This window comes from Acidisoma sp. L85, assembly GCF_009765865.1.
GTDB lineage: Bacteria > Pseudomonadota > Alphaproteobacteria > Acetobacterales > Acetobacteraceae > Acidisoma.
Window position 1 is genome coordinate 400,500 of sequence record NZ_LMUQ01000076.1, and the last position, 16,899, is coordinate 417,398.

Consider the following 16,899-nt stretch of genomic DNA (forward strand, 5'->3'; position numbering starts at 1 on the left):
CTCGGCCATGATAAGCGGCAGGCCCTCCACGGAGCGGCGGCGCATGTCCAGCACTTCGATGCCGATCACTTTTGCGCAGTCGTCATAGTCGAGCATGATGCCCGGAGCGACCTCGGCCGTATCGGCGATTTTGGCGCCTTCCGACGCTAGCCAGACGAACATAGCGTCGGCCACGGGGTCGTAACTGGTCTTGATCATAGGCGCCTCACTCTCAGCGCGTTCCGGTCGAAGAAGGTGGTTAGCATTACCCGATCAGACCTTTCAGCCCGCTAAACTACGCGGCAGATAGCGGATCATTGAGTGCCTCATGCCCGCGTCTTCAGTTGCAACGAAACCGAGCCATCCGGGATGACGGCAGCCGGTGCGTTCTTTAGCCTCGGCCAGCGCCTTCAAATCGTGCCGGGGATCGGTATAAAGACGAACGAAGTCATGGCGGCGCGGCCGGGTCGGCGGCGCCGTGGTTGGAAAGGCGGGTCTCGATGCGCGGATGGTGGGGCAGGCGAGTAGTCTCGGGGGCCGTCCTGGCATTGCTGTGCGGGTTCGGGATGAGCATTGGGGCGACGCGCGCGCTAAGCGCGACCGATACCGTGGTGCCGCATGATCCAGGCCCCTCGGACCCAGTCGGCCATGGCGCCTATATCATGCGCGCCTCGGACTGCATGCCTTGCCATACCGGGCCGGGCGACGTGCCCTTCTCCGGTGGCCTCTATCTGCGGACGCCCTTCGGGCCGATGGTCTCGCCCAATATCACGCCGGACAAAGCGACCGGCATCGGCACCTGGACCGACGATCAGTTCTACCGGATCATCCATGACGGCATCGGCCAGCATGGCGAATACATTTATCCGGTCATGTCCTTCACCTCGTACACCAAGATGACGCGGGCGGATGTGATGGCCGTGAAGGCCTATCTCTTCTCGCTCAAGCCGGTCAGCGTGAAGCGGGACGTCAACCAGCTCTCCTTCCCCTTCAACATCCGCCTGTCGTTGCTCGGCTGGCGGATCATGTTCTTCCGTGCGGGTGAGTTTAAGAACGACCCAGGTCAGTCGGCCGCGTGGAACCGGGGTGCCTATCTGGTGCAGGGGCCTGGCCATTGCGGCGAGTGCCACACGCCTCGCAACCTCCTTGGCGCGATGCAGCTTGGCCGCTCGCTCTCGGGCGGCATCGTCGATAATTACTACGCGCCGAATATCTCGGCCGACCCCGAGGCGGGGATTGGTGCGCGAACGGTTCCGGAAATCGTGCAGTTCCTTCGGACGGGTGAGGAACCGAACCTCGGTGTCGCCTATGGGCCGATGGCCGAGGTGGTGCATGAGAGCATGCGCTACCTGACGGAAGATGACCTGACCGCGATCGCGACATACCTCAAGGGTGCCGAGAAGCGCCCCGTGATGACCGCGATCGTCGCGATCAAGCCGAAGCAGGCGGCCGCAGGTGAGGCGCTCTACAACGGCAATTGCGCGCAGTGCCACAAGCCGGATGGCAGCGGCGTCAAGGGCGCGATCCCCAATCTCGCGGGCAACGCGGCTGTCTTGGCCGAACTACCCGATAGCGTGGTCGCACCGGTCCTGAACGGTTTGCCCGGCGGTGGCGGTTACGGCGCGATGCCGAGCTTCGCCGGCGCGCTGAACAATCAGGAAATCGCCGATATCGTGAACTACGCGCGGACCGCCTGGGGCAACAAAGGCTCGGCCAACGCGACCCCCGGCATTGTCGCGGGCCTGCGTAGCATCGCTATGGCCGACGAGGTGGCGGGCGCCGCCGGCAGCAACGCGGCGCGCCGGATGAACTGCCCCAAGGTCGGTGCCTCAATGATCGCCGGCACCATGGCGACGGACGGGCAGGCCAACCTGCTGGCGAGCGGCACCGATGCCGATATGCTGAGCCGCATGACCTCGGTGATCCAGCAGATCCGCACGGACAACCCTGGCACGTCGGTTTCCGACGTCATGAATACGATGAACGCGGCTTATTGCCCGACGGTCGCCAATGACCCGAGCCTGAGCCGCTCCGACATGACCGAGCGTATGCTGCAATTCAACAGCCAGGTCGCGAGTATCCTGGCGACCACCACGGCGCCGCCGGGCCCCTCCAAGGCGATGGTGACAGCCGTGGTTACCAGCGCTCAGGCGCAGGCGATTGCTCAGGCCGCGCAGACTGCAGGTGTCAGCCCATCACAGTGGATGTCGCAGCAGGCGGCGAAGGCGAGCGCGGGGGCCGGGCAGTAGTCCGGCTCCGGCGCGCCACGATAGGCGCGCCGCTCAGGCCTGTTTGAGGTCGATGAGGCTGCGCCGGATCTTACGGCCGCGCAGCACCCTGTCCTCGATGTAAGCCGAGTCGCCCCAGCGGATCGCGCGTGCCATCGCCTGCGCGTCTTCGGTGAAGCGCGCCAGCATCTCGAGCAGCGCCTCGCGGTTGTTGAGGAAGACATCCCGCCACATCGTCGGATCGGAGGCCGCGATGCGGGTGAAGTCGCGGAAACCCGAGGCCGCGAAACGCAAGACTTCCTGACGGCTTTCATCCGCCAGATCATCCGCCGTGCCGCAGATGGTGAAGGCGAGCAGATGCGGCAGGTGGCTCACGATCGCCAGAACCCGGTCGTGATGCGCCGGTTCCATGATCTCCGTCATCGAGCCGAAACGACGCCATAGCGCCGTCATGCGATCGACCGCCGCCGCCTCGGTGCCGGGCGGTGGAACCAGTAGCGTCCACCGCCCCTCGAACAGCGTCGCGAAACCCGCATCGGGGCCGGAGAATTCCGTGCCGGCGAGCGGATGACCCGGCACGAAATGCACGCCCGCCGGCACCAGCGGTCCCACATCCCGTATCACCGAGACCTTGGTCGAGCCGACATCGGTGAGAACCGCGTCCTGCGCCAGATGCGGCGCGATCGCGGCGGCGACCTCGGCGAGCGCGCCCACCGGCACGCAAAGCATCACGCAATCCGCCCCGGTCACCGCTGTCGCCGGGTCACTCTCTACCCGATCGGCGATGCCCAGCTCGGCGACGCGCGCGAGCACGGCGGCATCGGCGTCGCAGGCGACAACCTCACCGACAGCGCCGGTCGCTTTCGCCGCACGTGCGACAGAACTACCGATGAGGCCGAGGCCGATCAGGGTCAGCCGCTGGAAAACCACCTCAGCCACGGGGTGCGCTCTCCGACATGAAGTTCGTCAGGGCCTCAGCGACGGCCGCACACTCGGCGTCCGTGCCGATGGTGATGCGCAGGCAATGCGGCAGCTCGTAGGAGGCAACGCGGCGGGCGATGATGCCGGTGGCGCGCAGATGCGCGTCGGCCGCCAGCGCCTCGGCCTCCGTGCCGAAATCGGCGAGCACGAAATTCGCCTCACTCGGCCAGACATGGATCCCGGCTTCCGTCAGAGCGGCGGTCAGGCGGCCACGCGCTTCGGAATTATGGGCGCGCGAGCGCTCCAGCCAGCCAGGCTCCGACAGCGCCGCGATACCGGCCGCCATCGCGGCGCTATTGACGTTGAAGGGCGCGCGGAGCCGGTTGAGAACATCGGCGATGGCGGTCGGCGCATAGGCCCAGCCCAGCCGCACGCCGCCGAGACCCCAGAGCTTGCTGAAGGTCCGGGTCATAACAGTACCCTCGCCAGCGTCGACAAGCGCGGCGCCGCCATCATAGCCAGGCACCTCGACATATTCCGCATAGGCGGCGTCGAGCACCAGCAGTGTCTCGGGCGGCAGGCCCGCGCGGAGCCGGGCGATTTCGGAGGACGGTACCAGGCTGCCCGTCGGGTTGTTCGGATTGGCGATAAAGACCAATCGCGTGCGCTCGGTAACTCGCGCCAGGAAGGCGTCGACATCGGCGACCAGGTCGCGCTCCGGCACCTTGGTCACCGTGCCGCCGGCGAGAACCCCGGCGATCTGGTAGATCGCGAAACCATGCGCGCTCATCAGCAATTCGGTGCCGGGGCCGCCATAGCCCTGGATGAGGAGCGCGATGAGCTCATCCGACCCATTGCCGCAAACGATCCGCGCGGGGTCCAGGCCGAAGCGGGCACCGATCGCTTCCCGCAACGCGGCCGAACCGCCATCCGGGTAGCGATGCAACGCGGCTCCGCCATCGGCGAGCGCCCGCAATGCCCCCGGTGGCGGCCCGAAGGCGCCCTCGTTGGAGGAAAGTTTGATAATACGGCTGGCTCCAGCCAGCTTCGACTCGCCGCCGACATAGGGCGCGATCGACAGGATTTCGGGTCGTGGGCGAGGTGCTGCATTCATGGGGTTTTGCTGCCTACCGGCACCGCATAGGCGCCGACCAGCAGCGCCGGCCGCTCAAGGCCGCGAATGGCGCCGAGCCGGACATCATCCACGGTCACATAACCCGCGACCTCGACAAGAATCTGCGTGGAACTCGAATGGCCCGGCCGGTTCAGCACGACCACGTTCGGCCGGAAACCGGCGGCGGTAAGCGCATTCGCTAGACCGCCGCGGCTGATCTCGGCGGCCGTTTCGAGCGCGACGAGAGACACGTCGTCTCCGGAAGCGTCGGCGGGGGTGGTCGCAACGACAAGTGCCTGCGCCTGAGGCGTGCCTTCGGGGCGGCTGTGCCAGAAGGGCAGGCGAGCGATCACATGGACGGCGCCCGCCTTCCGCTGCTGCAAGAGGCTCGGCCACCATGGGACACCGGCGTCATCATCCCCGGGCAGCGGCAGCACCGCGACGCTCGCGCGCCCCTCTGACACTTCGCCGATCGCCTGGGATGCACTGCGGCAAAGGCGGATTGGCGTCAGGGCGCCAAATTGTGCGCGGGCCACAGCGGCAAAGCGCCCGTCTGTTGCGGGCTCGTAGACGGCGGCGGAAAAGCGTTGCTGCTGGCCGGTGCTAGCCGCGAGGATTTCGCGCCAAATCCGCACGATCGCGCTGGCAGGCATGCGGCCGCCATGGCGCGCGAGCAAGCGCCGGATGATGGCGGCCTCGCGGCCCGGCCTGAGCGCGGCGCCTGTTTTCACCGAGGCGATATGGCTGACCACTTCCGCCCGGCGCATCAGCAGATCGTGGATGGCATCATCGATGGAATCGAGGTTGGCCCGCAGCTCGGACAAGTCGCCGGCCGCCAACACGGGCTCTGCCTTGTCATTCGACAGGGCCTGAAGATCGCTCTGCATCGCCGAAGCCAACACTGTATTGTTCCGGGGAGACTGATAGCGGAACCGCCCTGCACTGCAAACAGACGCGCCGCGATTGCCGCCCGCTCGCCGTCGCCCTAATCAGACCGGCATGGATCGGATGGAGCCCTTTGCCGAGATCGCGCATGAACACGCCGCATTCCCCGGCGGCATCGAGCTCGACTGCGGCCGCTCCCTCCGTCATCTCGACGTCGCCTATCGGACCTATGGCCGGCTAAGTCCGCGAGGCGACAACGCCATCCTCGTTTGCCATGCGCTGACCGGCGATCAGTACGTCGCCGAAACGCATCCTTTGACGGGCCGGCCTGGCTGGTGGTCGGAGCTGGTGGGGCCGGGGAGGGCGGTCGATACCGACCGCTTCTTCGTCATCTGCGCCAATGTGCTGGGTGGCTGCATGGGGTCCACGGGGCCGCGCAGCCCGCACGACGACAAGCCCGGCGAGCCCTGGGGCAGCGACTTTCCGCCCATCACCATCCGCGACATGGTGCGCGCGCAGAAACGCCTGATCGATCATCTCGGTATTCGCCGGCTGTTCGCCGTCATCGGCGGCTCGATGGGCGGGATGCAGGTGCTGGAATGGGTGGCGACCTATCCGGAAGCCGTCTTCGCGGCCCTTCCGGTGGCGACCGCCGCGCATCACTCGGCGCAGAACATCGCCTTCAACGAGGTCGGACGGCAGGCGATCTTCGCCGATCCCGACTGGCACGAAGGGCGCTACTGGGAGAAGGGCGCGACACCGGCGCGCGGCCTCGCGGTCGCCCGGATGGTCGCGCATATCACCTACCTCAGCGAACAGGCGCTCACCCGTAAGTTCGGTCGCAGGCTGCGGGATGCGAGCAGCCTGACCCTGCTCGACGACCGCTTCGAGGTCGAAAGCTACCTGCAATACCAAGGCAGCGCCTTCGTCCGCCGCTTCGACGCGAATTCCTATCTGCTCATCACGCGCGCGATGGATTTCTTTGATCTCGCGGCGGAGAATGGCGGCGATCTCGGCCGCGCCTTCGCCGGGGCGCGCACGCGGTTCTGCGTCGTTTCGTTCAGTTCGGACTGGCTGTTTCCGACCGCCGAAAGCCGTACCGTGGTCAATGCACTTCTCCGAAGCGCCGCGAATGTCAGCTTCGTCGAGATCGCGAGCGACAAGGGCCATGACGCCTTCCTGCTCGACGAACCCGACTTCCATCGCACGCTGGCCGGTTTCCTCGCCGGCTGTGCCGAGCATCTGGGTGTCGCGTGATGCCCGACGGCTCGTCCCGGCAGGAGCGTATCGCCGATGCGGCGCGCTCGATGCGGGTCGATCTGCGGCTCATCGCCGATCTGGTAGAGCCGGGCGCGCGCGTGCTCGACATCGGCTGCGGCGACGGCGCGCTGATCGGCGATCTGTTCCGCAGCCGCGGCTGCGATGCGCGCGGCATCGAGCTCGACATGGCGCTGGTGACGCGCGCGGTGGCGCATGGCCTTCCGGTGATGCAGGGCGATGCGGATACCGACCTCGTGCATTATCCCGACCAGGCCTTCGATTATGTCGTGCTGTCCCGCACGCTGCAGGCGGTCGAGCGGCCGTTGGAGGTGCTGCGCCAGATGCTGCGCATCAGCGCGCGCGCCATCGTGAGTTTCCCGAATTTCGGTCATTGGTCGCTCCGCGCACAGCTTCTGCTGCGAGGCCGGATGCCGATGACGAAGAACTGGGGCCGGATGTGGTACGAGACACCCAACATCCACCCCTGCACGATCCGCGACTTCTTCGCGCTCTGTGAAGCCGAGGGCTATGTCGTCGAGCAATGGCTCGCGCTGGACGACGAGGGCCACCGCGCGCCCTGGCGGCGATATCCTCATTTGGCCAATTTATTCGGTGAGCAGGGTTTGTTTGTGCTGCGGCGGAGCACGAACAGGGTTTCGGGGTGAGCCAGAGGCCGTCCTTGTCAGAAAATCTTTAGCGAGGCGGTAACCTTCTTCGGAGTATGTTAGCTCAATCCACCGGATCAACCCGAATGCTTAGGCCTGTCAGCGATGCGATTAGGCAACCGTCCGCGAGTGGCGTTGACCCTGCGGATGATTTCAACAAACGTCTTGACCGCAGCAAGCTCAACCGGTCGGCTCCCTCGCCAACCGGCCATTCCTTGCTCACTCGGAAGAAGGTCGCCTAGGGTGTCGCCGCAACTTTCGTTGCTTTGTTGGCGAAAAATGCATTGCCCGACGTTGACGCACCCAATCGTTCGACTTGGGCCACGAGGCATCGGCAGCATCAAGAGCAAAGGATAGCCAACGCCAAAGCCAAAACGAAAATGGCTATCGATAATATGAAAGTAGGCTAGCCGCTATCGTGACGCGAGGAGCGGTGAATTCAGTTTCGATCCTAGCTCTCGTCACGCAATCCAACCCGCGCTCATACTGCTGCTCCGCTAACCAGGCCGTCGCCCAAACTGAGAAGTTGAACGACGCCAACCTCGTCCGGCGATGGCTTTCGATCCGCAATGTCGCGCCGCCGCGCGAAAGTTTTACCAAAACCTCAGATTGACATCCCACCCCAGCCTCGGGCAGGTTCCCGCCACCAAGGGGTGCCCCGACAAGGGGCTGAGACACCGATAGCGTGGCGCCGAAAGGCTCCCGCAGCGCGGAGACCCTGCCGGCAACAGACCTCTTCGCAGGTGCTGTCCGGGGAACCTGATCCGGGTCATGCCGGCGGAGGGACTGGTGGGATAGACAGCCGCCAATCCGTCTCTCCCATCCATCTCCTCCCGCGTTGAGGAGATGTCTATTGGACCATCCGCTATCTTCCCCCCAGACTGTCACAACCGGCCCGATCTTCGGCTCGCGCAAAACCTATTCTGCGCCTGAGGATTTCCCGACCCTCCGCGTCCCGTTCCGGGAAATCCCGCTCGATCCTTCCGCACGAGAAGAGCCTGTCCGCGTCTACGACACCTCGGGACCCTACACCGATCCATCCGCCCCCATCGACCTCGCGCGGGGATTGCCGCCCCTGCGCGCGGGCTGGATCGCCGCGCGGAGCTTCGCGCAAGCCACCCCGCGCGCGGTTCGTCCGGACGACAACGGCTTCGTCTCCGCGGATCGCCTCGTGCCACCCTGTCCCGCGACCCAGACTCTCCGCGAAGGCCGCGACGGCCAGCGCGTCACGCAGTACGAATTCGCCAGGGACGGCATCATCACGGAAGAAATGCGCTACGTCGCGCATCGCGAAAATCTCGGCCGCGCGCGCATCGCGGACGGCGCCGAGGACCGTCGCGCGGATGGCGAGGATTTCGGCGCCAGCATCCCCGCCTTCATCACGCCAGATTTCGTGCGCGCGGAAATCGCTGCCGGCCGCGCGATCATCCCCGCCAATATCAACCATCCGGAACTCGAGCCGATGGTGATCGGCCGCAACTTCCTCGTGAAGGTCAATGCCAATATCGGCAATTCCGCCGTCACCTCCGCGGTGGCGGAGGAGGTGGAGAAGCTGGTCTGGGCGATCCGCTGGGGCGCCGACACGGTCATGGATCTCTCGACCGGGCGCAACATCCACAACATCCGCAGTTGGATCCTGCGCAACGCTCCTGTGCCGATCGGCACCGTGCCGATCTACCAGGCTTTGGAAAAGGTCGGCGGCGAGCCCGAGAAGCTGAATTGGGACATCTTCCGCGACACGCTCATCGAACAGGCGGAACAGGGTGTTGACTATTTCACCATCCATGCCGGCGTGCGCCTGCATCACGTACCGCTGACGGCGAAGCGCGTGACCGGAATCGTCTCGCGCGGCGGGTCGATCATGGCGCGCTGGTGCCTCTCCCATCATCGCGAGAGTTTCCTCTACGAGCATTTCGCCGAGATCTGCGACATCATGCGGCGCTACGACGTTTCCTTTTCCTTGGGAGACGGTTTGCGGCCGGGCTCGATCGCGGATGCCAATGACGCGGCGCAATTCGCAGAGTTGGAGACTTTGGGAGAACTCACCAAGATCGCCTGGGCGCGCGGCTGTCAGGTGATGATCGAAGGCCCCGGCCATGTGCCGCTGCACAAGATCAAGGTGAATGTCGAGAAACAGCTCCGCGAATGTGGCGAAGCACCGTTCTACACGCTCGGCCCACTGACCACCGATATCGCTCCGGGCTACGATCACATCACGTCGGCGATCGGTGCCGCGATGATCGGTTGGTTCGGCACCGCGATGCTCTGCTATGTGACGCCGAAGGAGCATCTCGGTCTGCCGGATCGCGATGACGTCAAGACCGGCGTCATCACCTATCGTATCGCCGCGCATGCGGCGGATCTCGCGAAAGGCCATCCGGCGGCGCGGCTGCGTGATGACGCGGTCAGTCGCGCCCGCTTCTCCTTCCGCTGGGCCGATCAGTTCAACCTCTCGCTCGATCCCGATACGGCGCGCGCTTTCCACGACGAGACGCTACCGAAGGAGGCGCACAAGACCGCGCATTTCTGTTCGATGTGCGGGCCGAAATTCTGCTCCATGCGCATCTCGCAGGATCTGCGCGCGGATGCCGAGCGGCTCGCGGGGCTGGAAGAGAAGAGCGAGCAGTTCCGCCAGGGCGGTCATTCGCTTCATGTCGCGGAACCGGCGGAGTAACGACGAGCGAGGTCACCCGCGAGTCGCGGATTCCGCATGATGTGCTGGGGAGGTCTGGCTTCTCCAGCGCATCCAGCCGGAGGCGCGAAGATCGCAGGCCGGGCAGTTGCCGCAACCATAGCCCCAGTCGTGGCGATGACGCCGGTCTCCCAGGTAGCAGCTATGGGTAAGTTCCGAGACGACCTCGATCAGGGCTTGCCCGCCCAGGCTTTGCGCCATCGCCCAAGTCGCCGCCTTGTCGATCCACATGAGAGGCATCTCGACGACGAAGCGCGTCTGCATGCCGAGATTCAGCGCGACCTGCATGGCCTTGATCGTATCGTCCCGGCAGTCGGGATAGCCCGAGTAATCCGTCTCGCACATCCCGCCGATGATGCGCTTGATACCTCGCCTCCAGGCGATGCCCGCCGCGGCCGTCAAGAACATCAAGTTCCTGCCAGGGACGAAGGTATTCGGCAGGTTCTGCGCCGTCGCCTCGATCGCGACGGCGGCCGTCATGGCGGTTGCGCCCACCCCCGCCAGCGCGCCCCTCAGATCGACGAGATGGTCCGAGCCGAGGCGACTGCCCCAGTCACCGATTGTTCCGATCGCCTCGCGAACCGGCGCTCGGCATTCGAGCTCGACCGCATGCCGCTGGCCGTAGTTGAAACCCACGGTCTCGACCTGCCGATAGCGATCGAGCGCCCAGGCGAGGCAGGTCGTCGAATCCTGCCCCCCGGAGAACATGACGAGGGCCGCGTCCTCGCTGGGCGTCTCGGCGATCGTCATCCCGCCGCCCGCCGTTCCGGATGTCCAGACTGTGGCCGTGCGTCAGCCAAGCTTGCCTTCCACACCCTCCGCGAGCCAGTTCATGCTGAGGATCTGGTCGTCGGTCAGCTTGGCGCCGCTCGCCACCTTCTGGGCGCCGAACTGGTCGTTGATCGGACCCTGGAAGGGCGAGAAACTGCCCTGCGCGATCGCCGCGATCTTCGCCTCTGCATCGTTCACCGCATGCTCCGGCACCGCCTTGTTATAGGGCGTCATCTTGATCATGCCGCTCTTGAAGCCGCCCCAGACATTGTCCGGTGTCCAGCTGCCATCCATCGCGGCCTGCACCCGCTTGACGTAGTAGTCGCTCCAATCCTCAGTAACCGAGGTCAGGCACATCTTCGGCGCGAATTGCGACATGTCCGAATCATAGCCGGTGCACCACACGCCCTTTTCCTCCGCCGCCTGCACGACCGCCGTGGAATCGGTGTGGTTGGAGAGCACATCGCAGCCCTGGCCGATCAGCGCATCCGCCGCCTCTTTCTCTTTGCCCGGATCGAACCAGGAAGAGGTCCAGACCAGCTTGATCTTGATCTTCGGGTTGACCGACCGAGCGCCAAGTATCAGCGCGTTGATGCCCTGTGCCACTTCGGGAATGGGGAAGGGCGCGACATGTCCTAGCACGCCGGTCTTGCTCATGGCGCCCGAGACGACGCCGGCGATGTAGCGGCCCTCATAGAAGCGCGCATTATAGATGCCGACATTCTTCGCCATCTTATAGCCGGTGCAGTGCTCGTAGCGGATGTTCGGAAACTGCCGCGCGACCTTCAGCGTCGGCTCCATATAGCCGAAGGACGTCGTGAAGATCAGGCCATTGGTCGCGCTGAGCTGGCGGATGACACGCTCGGCGTCAGCACCTTCCGGCACGCTCTCGACATAGTTGGTTTTCACACGGTTGCCGAAAGCCTTCTCCACCGCGAGGCGACCCAGGTTGTGCTGGTAGGTCCAGCCGGCATTGCTGATCGGGCCGACATAGACGAAGCCGACGCCGAAGGGATCGGCCGCGCGGGCGGAGCGCAGGCCGAGCGCGCCAGTGGCGGCGCCGGCAATACCGCCGAGGCCGGTCAGCAGTACTTCGCGGCGGGATGGGGTCATGGGCATTTCCTCACTGGCGGTTTCGTTCCCGACGCCCTTGCAAACCTCATGCCGTCGCGTGGAAGCTCCGGCCAAGCGCGCCGGGCGCGTTGAGCTTGAGCCGCGTAGCATCGCGGGAGATCAGCACCAAGACCAGGATTGTCGAGAGATAGGGCAGCATCGCCAGAATATCGCTCGGCACGTCGATGCCGAAGGCTTCAGCCTGGAACTGCGCGATGGTGACGAAGCCGAACAGCAGCGCGCCCGCGACCAGCCAACCCGGCTTCCAGGTCGAGAATGTCACCAATGCCAGTGCGATCCAGCCCCGCCCCGCCGTCATTCCCTCGTTCCACAGCGGCGTATAGACCAAGCTGAGATAAGCCCCGGCCAGCCCGCTCATCCCGCCACCGAAAGCGAGCGCCGCGTAGCGCAGCCGGATCACCGGATGGCCGAGCGCATGCGCGACCTCCGGATTCTCGCCGACCGCCCGCAGGATGAGACCCTTGCGGCTGCGCGACAGGAACAGATGCACGCCGAAGGCCAGCAGCAGCGCCAGGATCACCAGCGGGTCGATCTGCAACACCTGCTGCCATAGCGGCGAAAAGGTCGAGAGGCCGGGGATCAAGGCGTTCTGGAAACCGCCAAGCGTGCGGCTCTCGAACGGATTGCCGATCAGCGTGCTGAGCCCGGCGCCGAAGATGGTCAGCGCCAGGCCGCTCGCGGTCTGGTTGGCGAGAAATGTCTGCGTCAGCACGGCGAAGATCATCGACATCAGAACACCGACGATGATGGCGAGGATGAAGCCCGCGATCAGGCTATGCGTGGTGACCGTGCCGATGAAGCCTGCCGCCGCCCCCATCAGCATCGTGCCCTCGACGCCGAGGTTGAGCACGCCGCTTTTCTCGGTCACCAATTCGCCGAGCCCCGCCAGGATCAGCGGCGTCGCCGCCCGCAGCGTCGCGACGAGGATCGCGACAATCAGCACCAGATCATGCATCGGCGAGTTGCCCCACAGGCTTGGGGCTGCGGCGCCCAAAACGGAACTGGAAGCCGATGAACAGATCCATGCCCAGTAGGAAAAACAGAACAAGACCCTGTATCACGCCGCTCATCGCTGTCGGCATCTGCAGCGACACCTGCAGCGCATCGCCGCCGATATAAATCAGTGCCATGAGCAGGCTCGCCGCCAGGATGCCCCAGGGGTCCAGCCGCCCGAGATAAGCGACGATGATCGCCGCGAAGCCGTAGCCCGGCGAAATTGTTGGCTGCAATTGGCCGAGCGGCCCCGCCACCTCACAGATCCCGGCGAAACCGGCGAGGCCGCCGCTGAGCAGCAGGCAAAGCCACACCACGCGCTTCTGGCTGAAACCGGCGTAACGCGCGGCGCCCGGCGCCAGCCCGACCACCCGGATGCGATAGCCCGCGAAGGTTCGTCGCATCAGGAAGGCGGCGGCGGGCACCACCAGCAGCGCCACCAGCGCGCCGAGATGCAGCCGCGTCGTGGGCAGGATGATCGGCATCGAGACATCATCGGCGAAGGTCTTGCTCTGCGGGAAGTTGAAGCCCGCCGGATCGCGCCATGGTCCGCGCACCAGATAGCCGAGCAGATGCAGCGCGACATAGGTCAGCATGAGCGTCGTCAGGATCTCGTGCGCGTTGAACCGGGTGCGCAGGAACGCCGGAATAGCCGCCCACAAAACACCGCCCGCGATCCCAGCCAGCAGCATGAGCGGCAAAGCCCAGACATGCCCCGCGCCGCCGAAATTCAGCGCCACCCAGCTCCCGCAAATACCGCCAAGGGTGAGTTGCCCCTCGGCCCCGATGTTCCAGACATTCGCGCGGCAGCCGATGGCGATGCCGATTGCGCAAAGCAAAAGCGGCGTCGCCTTCAGCGCGAGTTCCGCGAGGTTGTTCAGCCCGACCAGCGGATCCACCACCATGATCCGCAAGGCGGCGACCGGCGGCTTACCGAGCAGCGCGAAGATGATGGCGCTCGCCACCAACGACAGCACGACCGCGACGAGCGGCGAAAGCCAGAACATCGCGCGAGACGGGCTTTGCCGCGCCTCAAGCCGGAACAAGATCGGCCTCCAGCTTTTCCGCGCCGTGCAGTCCGCCCATTTGCTGGCCCACCGTCTCGATACTGGCATTGGCCGTCGCCATCGGGGGAAACAGCCGCCCTTCCGAGAGCACCGCAATGCGATGCGTGATCTCGAACAGTTCCGAGAGATCCTCGGACACGATCAATACGCCGGTACCCTTGGCGGCGAGCGCCAGTATTGCTTTGCGGATCGCGAGAGCCGCTCCGATATCGACGCCCCAGGTGGGATGCGCCGCCAGCAGCACGCGCGGCCGGTCGGCGATTTCCCGGCCGACGATGTATTTCTGGAGATTGCCGCCCGACAGCGATGATGCGGCCGCGGCGGCACCAGAAGCGCGCACGCCGAAGCGCTTAATCACGGCCAGCGCACGCTTCAGCAGCCGGCCGCGATGGATCACGAGCGGAGACTCGCCGGAGAGCAGCAGGTTCTCGGCGAGTGTCATGGGCCCGACAGCGCCCCGCCCGATCCGTTCCTCCGGGATGAAGGCGAGACCAAGCCGCCGCCGCGCCGTGGGGCCGAGATTGCCTGCTGCTTTGCCCGCGATATGCACAATTTCCGGCTGAGCCACGAGGCGCTCGCCGGATAGTGCCGCCAGCAACTCCGTCTGGCCGTTTCCCGCAACCCCGGCGATGCCGAGGATCTCACCTTCTCGCAGCCGGAAGGAGATGTCGCGCAGCGCCGTGCCGAAAGGCGAGTCCGGTTCGAGCGAGAGGCCCGCGAGTTCGAGGCAAACCGGCCCCAGCTCCGCCGCCGTCGGCCGCGCCACCTCGGGCAGCGCGCTGCCCACCATCATCTCGGCGAGTGCTTGGCCGGAGACCTGGCGCGGGTCGGCGGTTCCCACGCCGCGGCCGGCGCGCAGCACGGTCGCCGCTTCGCAGAGCGCCGTCACCTCCTCAAGCTTGTGAGAGATATAAAGAATCGAGCATCCCTCGGCCGCGAGGAGCCGCAGCATGGCGGCCAGGTTATCCGCCTCCTGCGGCGTCAGCACGGCGGTAGGCTCGTCGAGGATGAGCAGCCTCGGCGATTGCAGCAGGCAGCGCAGGATCTCGACCCGCTGGCGCTCGCCGACTGAAAGGTGATGCACGTGGCGGCCTGCTGTGACGGCAAGGCCGTAGCGCGCGGACATTTCGCCGATGCGGGCGGCGAGTTCCGCCATCGGCGGCGGATGATCCAGTCCGAGCGCAATATTCTCGGCGACCGTCAGCGACTCGAACAGCGAGAAATGCTGGAACACCATGCCGATGCCAAGCGCGCGGGCGGCATGGGGCGTGTTGATCTGCACCGGCTGGCCATCCCAGGTGATCGCGCCCGCATCCGGCTGGGTCACGCCATAGATGATCTTGACCAGCGTGCTTTTGCCGGCGCCGTTTTCGCCGAGGAGTGCGTGGATTTCACCGGCTCCCACCGTGAGATCGATGCCGTCATTGGCGCGGTTGCTGCCATAGGTCTTGGAAATGCCCCGCAGCGTCAGCCGGGCGGGTAGAGTGTCACTGAGGGGCGGAATGGCAGCCATGCGGGAAGTGTAGAGGCCGATTCACCCCCGCGTCCACCGTCTAGATGCTGCGCTGCACCACTGGGGCAGTCAGCGGCTCGCAAGGAGTTTTTAACGGGCGAGCCGTTAGATAAGCTAACGCATCGGGACCGCGGTCAACGCCTCTACCGCAAGCTCACCCGATCAGCATAGGAACAGGCTTATGACCCTGAGAATCGACAGTCGTCCAGCCGCCTCGCTCGCCCCACTGCCGAACGCGCGCGAGCCAAATTTCGAGCGAGACATAAAATCGACAATACAACGAAATTAGTCGCCATATCGAGCGCCGGGTTGGCGAAACATGCCTCGAAAGTCACCACCACACGCCGGGTCTCATCCCGGCCCAATCGACTATGGGCTACCGAAACCGCCGCCCGCGGCGCGAAGTGCGGTCGATCCCGATCCGGTGACGACCGGGGTCGAGCCAAGCAAGGGTGAGATGACCAAGGGCGGAGACCTCTTCACGCTGCGGCATTTTGCGAAATTTGCAGCGGTTGTAACGGCTCCGATATGGTATGCGTTGTACATCATTGCGGGGTTCGTGTTCCAATAAGTTGCCCGCCGTCCGGAGCGGACGGTAGCCATCGAATACTGTTCCGGTGGGACCTTCCTGGGTTGGCGGCCCGCTAGCCTCGACTGAACTTGCGGCCCACGCTCCAAGTGTTCTCGCTCCGTGCCCCTCTACGCAAGACATAAGTCAAGCTTTATGTCCCGGGAATGGTCCTTTTGTACCTGTCATGGCTGATCCAGGCAGCCGGCGACCCGCGCCTCGATTGTGTCACGATCGGCGGCAAGAAGCCTCCGGGCATCCCATTCCTCCGATTTTCGGACAATCGTTTCTGAGTAACTATGAAATCCCAGCAGAGTTATGCCGCGACGCCAAGATATTGCACATCGATAACGTTTTGTAAGTAAGACGTTTTTTAACATTTTGCCTTATCGCTGGTTGCGCAGCGGGCCGTTTCTGGTGCGGCTGGCTGCGGGTTCAATCGAGCGAAGGTTTAAAAATGCGTATTCCACCGACAAGCACAACGGCGACGCACGACGCGCAAGCGGCGCGTGGCGGCGAAGCTCAAGTTTTCAAACCGCGTCAGCCACCGGCCGCCAATATATCGGCCTTTGGCCCCCGGCATAGCCAGCCGCCACAACGCTTGCCTCCGCCCTCCCCAGCCCTCAGGGCGCTCGCGCGAAAGGTTAACAGCGAGGTAACGCCGGGGGATGTACAGACGGTTACTGCCCTCCACAACGGCCTTACCGGACGTAACCTCGGTGTTCTTGGCCGACACATTTTCGGACCCCCTGTGACGCAGAACCGGATTGGGCACGAGCTTAGGACCATCGGAATGAACATGTACAACAGAGGCGACGTGACGGGATCTATAGTCTTTGGCACTCTGGATGCCGCGTTGAATGGGATCCCCAACTAGCTCAACCGATTTCCGGATTTGTTAAACGACTAACAATCTCCGGCCGTCGTGTCTCTGCGGCATCAGCGTTTGCGTAAGTAAACGGGTGAGCGGGCTGGCTAACAATTAGAGCGGGGAACCCCTGGTAGACGCTGCAGCGCGAACTCGCCTATCCGGAAAGCTTCTTGGCAGGGGTTCCGATCGCCGTCCAAACCGCCGCTATGTGACGGTGCGGCGGGGTTTGCGGGGTACC

General features: G+C 64.8%; 13 protein-coding genes and 1 riboswitch. Of the genes, 4 read left to right on the top strand and 9 right to left on the bottom strand.

Going from position 1 to position 16,899, the window contains the following annotated elements; all coding sequences use genetic code 11:
• The coding region (locus GSQ83_RS27605; RefSeq protein ID WP_158806051.1) for a DUF2283 domain-containing protein at window positions 1–198 on the bottom strand (198 nt) is incomplete at its 3' end.
• Window positions 199–479: 281 nt separating this feature from the next.
• Between GSQ83_RS27605 and GSQ83_RS27610 the strand changes: the two genes are divergently transcribed.
• A complete protein-coding gene (locus GSQ83_RS27610) occupies window positions 480–2,228 on the top strand; it encodes a cytochrome c (protein WP_158806052.1) in 1,749 nt (582 codons plus the stop codon).
• 33 nt (window positions 2,229–2,261) lie between these two features.
• Here GSQ83_RS27610 and GSQ83_RS27615 read toward each other — a convergent pair whose 3' ends face one another.
• Genes GSQ83_RS27615 through pheA form a run of 3 tightly spaced genes read right to left on the bottom strand, consistent with a single transcriptional unit; the run spans window position 2,262 to window position 5,129 of the window.
• The gene (locus GSQ83_RS27615; protein ID WP_158806053.1) at window positions 2,262–3,146 is read right to left on the bottom strand and encodes a prephenate/arogenate dehydrogenase family protein; all 885 of its coding nucleotides are present in this window, start codon (window positions 3,144–3,146) and stop codon (window positions 2,262–2,264) included.
• Complete coding sequence (gene hisC, locus GSQ83_RS27620) at window positions 3,139–4,242, bottom strand: histidinol-phosphate transaminase (protein WP_158806054.1); 1,104 nt, start codon at window positions 4,240–4,242, stop codon at window positions 3,139–3,141. The genes GSQ83_RS27615 and hisC overlap by 8 nt, the downstream gene beginning before the upstream one ends.
• Window positions 4,239–5,129 carry a chorismate mutase gene (gene pheA / locus GSQ83_RS27625; protein WP_158806055.1) on the bottom strand — a complete coding sequence of 297 codons (891 nt, stop codon included), beginning with the start codon at window positions 5,127–5,129 and terminating at the stop codon, window positions 4,239–4,241. Before pheA ends, hisC begins: the two co-directional genes overlap by 4 nt.
• Window positions 5,130–5,241: 112 nt before the next feature.
• Here pheA and GSQ83_RS27630 point away from each other — a divergent pair, with 112 nt between their 5' ends.
• The 3 genes from GSQ83_RS27630 to thiC all read left to right on the top strand — a co-directional run bounded on the left by GSQ83_RS27630 (window position 5,242) and on the right by thiC (window position 9,726).
• The gene (locus tag GSQ83_RS27630; protein WP_158806056.1) at window positions 5,242–6,384 is read left to right on the top strand and encodes a homoserine O-acetyltransferase; all 1,143 of its coding nucleotides are present in this window, start codon (window positions 5,242–5,244) and stop codon (window positions 6,382–6,384) included.
• Window positions 6,385–6,434: 50 nt separating this feature from the next.
• Window positions 6,435–7,052 carry a methionine biosynthesis protein MetW gene (gene metW / locus GSQ83_RS27635; protein WP_158806114.1) on the top strand — a complete coding sequence of 206 codons (618 nt, stop codon included), beginning with the start codon at window positions 6,435–6,437 and terminating at the stop codon, window positions 7,050–7,052.
• Window positions 7,053–7,691: 639 nt separating this feature from the next.
• Window positions 7,692–7,856, top strand: a riboswitch (TPP riboswitch).
• A 49-nt stretch (window positions 7,857–7,905) separates the two neighbouring features.
• Complete coding sequence (gene thiC, locus GSQ83_RS27640; RefSeq protein WP_158806057.1) at window positions 7,906–9,726, top strand: phosphomethylpyrimidine synthase ThiC; 1,821 nt, start codon at window positions 7,906–7,908, stop codon at window positions 9,724–9,726.
• A 12-nt stretch (window positions 9,727–9,738) separates the two neighbouring features.
• Here thiC and queC read toward each other — a convergent pair whose 3' ends face one another.
• From queC to GSQ83_RS27665, 5 genes are read right to left on the bottom strand one after another with little or no spacing between them, the layout of a single operon-like run.
• Window positions 9,739–10,494, bottom strand: a complete 756-nt coding sequence (gene queC / locus GSQ83_RS27645) for a 7-cyano-7-deazaguanine synthase QueC (RefSeq protein WP_158806058.1) — start codon at window positions 10,492–10,494, stop codon at window positions 9,739–9,741.
• Between the two features lie 42 nt (window positions 10,495–10,536).
• Entirely contained in the window at window positions 10,537–11,628 is a 1,092-nt protein-coding gene (locus GSQ83_RS27650; RefSeq protein WP_158806059.1) for a BMP family ABC transporter substrate-binding protein, read from the bottom strand.
• 46 nt (window positions 11,629–11,674) lie between these two features.
• Complete coding sequence (locus GSQ83_RS27655; protein ID WP_158806060.1) at window positions 11,675–12,604, bottom strand: ABC transporter permease; 930 nt, start codon at window positions 12,602–12,604, stop codon at window positions 11,675–11,677.
• The gene (locus GSQ83_RS27660; RefSeq protein ID WP_254065946.1) at window positions 12,597–13,688 is read right to left on the bottom strand and encodes an ABC transporter permease; all 1,092 of its coding nucleotides are present in this window, start codon (window positions 13,686–13,688) and stop codon (window positions 12,597–12,599) included. Before GSQ83_RS27660 ends, GSQ83_RS27655 begins: the two co-directional genes overlap by 8 nt.
• Window positions 13,675–15,222, bottom strand: a complete 1,548-nt coding sequence (locus GSQ83_RS27665) for an ABC transporter ATP-binding protein (protein ID WP_158806062.1) — start codon at window positions 15,220–15,222, stop codon at window positions 13,675–13,677. The genes GSQ83_RS27660 and GSQ83_RS27665 overlap by 14 nt, the downstream gene beginning before the upstream one ends.
• Window positions 15,223–16,899: the final 1,677 nt, after the last annotated feature.

What these genes read in the sequence shown, in the direction of transcription:
- GSQ83_RS27610 (WP_158806052.1), top strand. Translation starts at nt 480, where the DNA reads ATGCGCGGATGGTGGGGCAGGCGAGTAGTCTCGGGGGCCGTCCTGGCA.
- hisC (WP_158806054.1), bottom strand. Translation starts at nt 4,242, where the DNA reads ATGAATGCAGCACCTCGCCCACGACCCGAAATCCTGTCGATCGCGCCC.
- pheA (WP_158806055.1), bottom strand. Translation starts at nt 5,129, where the DNA reads ATGCAGAGCGATCTTCAGGCCCTGTCGAATGACAAGGCAGAGCCCGTG.
- GSQ83_RS27630 (WP_158806056.1), top strand. Translation starts at nt 5,242, where the DNA reads ATGGATCGGATGGAGCCCTTTGCCGAGATCGCGCATGAACACGCCGCA.
- metW (WP_158806114.1), top strand. Translation starts at nt 6,435, where the DNA reads ATGCGGGTCGATCTGCGGCTCATCGCCGATCTGGTAGAGCCGGGCGCG.
- queC (WP_158806058.1), bottom strand. Translation starts at nt 10,494, where the DNA reads ATGACGATCGCCGAGACGCCCAGCGAGGACGCGGCCCTCGTCATGTTC.
- GSQ83_RS27650 (WP_158806059.1), bottom strand. Translation starts at nt 11,628, where the DNA reads ATGACCCCATCCCGCCGCGAAGTACTGCTGACCGGCCTCGGCGGTATT.
- GSQ83_RS27655 (WP_158806060.1), bottom strand. Translation starts at nt 12,604, where the DNA reads ATGCATGATCTGGTGCTGATTGTCGCGATCCTCGTCGCGACGCTGCGG.
- GSQ83_RS27665 (WP_158806062.1), bottom strand. Translation starts at nt 15,222, where the DNA reads ATGGCTGCCATTCCGCCCCTCAGTGACACTCTACCCGCCCGGCTGACG.